2 protein-coding genes are annotated in these 3284 nt (G+C 54.6%); both read left to right on the forward strand.

Features of this window, described 5'->3' with window-relative positions; translation table 11 throughout:
• A partial coding sequence (locus PHV74_15650) for an acyl-CoA dehydrogenase family protein (GenBank protein ID MDD5095786.1) occupies positions 1-1140 on the forward strand: 1140 nt, incomplete at its 5' end.
• Between the two features lie 159 nt (positions 1141-1299).
• Positions 1300-3284 (forward strand): pyruvate carboxylase subunit B (locus PHV74_15655; GenBank protein ID MDD5095787.1); only part of this gene is annotated, 1985 nt, incomplete at its 3' end.

Below are 3284 nucleotides of genomic sequence, written 5' to 3' on the forward strand. Positions count from 1 at the left end.
GATCTTCCAGAAGAACACCAGATGTTTCAGAAAGCGATCAGGGATTTTGCCGAAAAAGAGGTAAGCCTCTATGTGAATGAATGTGAAGACAGTCACGAGATGCCGATGGAGCTGTTCCGTAAGATGGGCAAACTCGGTTACCTGTGTCCTTCCTATCCGGAGGAGATGGGCGGAGGCGGGCTGGGAAAGCTGGGTGATTGTCTTTTGTACGAAGAAGTGTCTCGGATCAATGCCGGAATCGCGGGCAGTATAATGATTCAGGGTGGGGTGGGAACCTATGCCATATACAAACACGGCACCGAGAAGCAGATCAACGATTGTGTGATTCCGGTTATCAAAGGCGAAAAGATAACCGCTTTTGCGCTCAGTGAGCCGAACGCCGGGTCAGACGCAGCGGCTCTTCAGTCCACGGCTGTGAAAAATGGGGATACTTATGTTCTAAACGGTACCAAGATGTTCATCACCTGCAGTCCCAAGGCCGATTTTATGATCGTTGCGGCTTACACTGACAAGAGCAAAGGAGCCACCGGAGGCGTCACTCTGTTCATTGTTGAGAAAGGGACTCCCGGATTAACGGTCAATAAATTGCACAAGATCGCCATGTATCCGAATGAAGCCGGAGAAGTATTCCTGGACGAATGCCGCATTCCGGTGGAAAACGTCATCGGAGAAGTAGGCAAAGGCTTCCGCTACCTGATGCAAACCCTGGCGGCGGGACGTATCGTGCACAGCTCCTTGAGTGTCGGCCTGGCCCAGGCGGCCTATGAAGCTTCTCTGGAGCACGCCAAGACGAGGGTGCAATTCGGGAAACCCATCGGCTGCAATCAGGGGATTGCTTTCAAGATTTCTCGAATGGCCATCGATATCGAAGCGGCTCGCTGGATGACCTATCGGGCGGCATGGCTTCTGGATAACGGGAGGGAGTGCAACACGGAGGCATCGATGGCCAAAGTCATGTCCAGCGAAACCTGTGTCAATATAGGCAACGAGGCTATGCAGATTCACGGCGGATATGGATTCATGACGGATTCGCCTATCCAACGGTTCTGGCGTGACTCCCGAACCCGCACTGTGACAGAGGGGACCACAGAGATCCAGCTCACCGTCATTGCGAGAGCGCTGGGGCTTAAACCGTCATAGCCGTCGTGAAGCGAAAAAAATTTTCAGTACAGACAGTGCTATCTCTATGCGCAGAGAGCGGAACGTTCTCTCGCGTCAGAGTGGAGCATCGGCAATTTCAGCGGCCATAGAGCTCGCATTTGTTCAAAAAACCCATTTTAGCGACAGGAGGAGCAGTATATGAGTGTCACGAAGGGAGTTGGAGTCGGTCAGATAGCAGCTAAAGACTTGACGGGAGATCGGGTCAAAAACCGGCCCAAGGCATCCAATCCCGTCAAGGTTTGCGATACCACGCTTCGAGATGCGCATCAGTCTCTTTGGGCCACGCGCATGCGGATGGAGGACGTTGAATTTCTGGCCGAAGAGATCGAGAAATGCGGTTTCTATTCGGTAGAAATGTGGGGAGGTGCCACATTCGATGTCTCCCATCGTTTCCTGGGGGAGGATCCCTGGGAGCGCCCCCGCATTCTGAAGAAACTCATGCCCAAGACGCCGTTTCAGATGCTGCTTCGCGGGCAGAATCTGGTAGCCTATCGTAATCATGCCGATGATCTGGTAGATGCGTTTGTGGAGAAGGCTGCCGAGGTGGGAATCGATATCTTCCGGGTGTTTGACGCGGTCAATGACGAGCGCAACATCGAGCGGGCTGCCAAGGCCATCAAGAAGGCCGGAAAGCATTTTCAGGGCGCAGTGTGTTATTCTCTAACCCAGCCGAGACTCGGCGGGCCGGTCTACAACATCGCCTATTTTGTGGAGAAGGCCAAGGTTCTGCGCGATCTGGGGGCAGATTCCATTGCCATCAAAGACCAGGCGGGCCTGATTTCTCCCTATGATGCCTATGACCTGATAAAGGCGCTCAAGGAGGCGCTCACCATCCCCGTCGAGCTCCATACGCACTATACCAGCGGGCAGGGCTCGATGTCCTATTTGAAGGCCATCGAGGCCGGGGTGGATATTATCGATACAGCGGTTTCGCCACTTGCCCTCAGGACGTCTTCTCCTGCCATCGAGCCGCTGGTGGTCACGCTCTATGGTACCACCAGAGATACCGGTTTGGATGTGGAGCAGATCATCAAGGTGGCGGCCAAACTGGAGCAGATCGCACCCAAGTACCGGGATTTTCTGGACGCGTCTTCGCTTTCAGTCATTGATGCCGGGGTGTTGCTGCACCAGATTCCGGGAGGTATGTGGAGCAACTTGGTTTCACAGCTCAAGCAGTTTGACGCCATGGATAAGCTGGATCAGGTCTTGGTGGAAACGGCTAGAACCCGGGCGGAGTTGGGATATCCCCCACTGGTCACGCCCACAAGCCAGCTCGTAGGGGCTCAAGCGGTGCAGAACGTCCTGGCAGGCCGATACAAGATGATTGCCAAAGAGACCAAGGATTATTGCTGGGGACTCTATGGCAAATCGCCCGTGCCCATCGATAAGGAATTGCAGAAGAAGATACTGAAGGGCTATGAAAGGGGCGAAGAGCCGATCACTACCCGGGCGGCCGACAGCCTCGAACCGGAGATGAAGAAGGCCAAAGAGAAGTCGAAGGAGTTCGCCAAAGACGTGAAGGACGAGATCCTCTTTGCCATGTTTCCTACCACCGGCGCACGATATCTCAAATATAAATATGGCATGGACAAGACCGTCCCTTCGGATTGGAAGCCGCCCATGGCGCCCAAGACGATGGAGGAAGCCAAAGCAGAAGCGGATATTATCGCCAAGGCCAAGGCGGGCAAGCTGGCCGAGAAAGAGGTAAAGAAGGCGGCACCGGCCAAAGGGCCTGGCGTTAGGACCTATAATGTATTCGTGGATGGAGAGTATTACGAGGTGGATGTTGAGGCATCAGGCGCGGGCAAAGCGCCGGCAGTATCGGTATCTGTGCCATCTGCGTCAGCCGCGCCCAAACCTGCGGTCGTTTCGACCAGTGCTCCCGATGTTGCACCGGCAGAACCAGCGGCTACACCTGTAGCCAAAGTGGATGGCACGCCTGTGCTGGCACCTATGCCGGGAATGCTCGTCCAATACGAGGTAAAGGTAGGGGATAAGGTGGATCAGGATGCTCCGGTGGTGGTGCTTGAGGCCATGAAGATGCAGAACTCCATCCTGGCTCCTGTCAGCGGAAAAATTGCAGCCATCAATTGCAAGCCGGGCGCCAGGGTGGCCAAGAATGA

This window comes from Dehalococcoidia bacterium (assembly GCA_028711995.1).
Taxonomy (GTDB): Bacteria; Chloroflexota; Dehalococcoidia; order SZUA-161; family SpSt-899; genus JAQTRE01.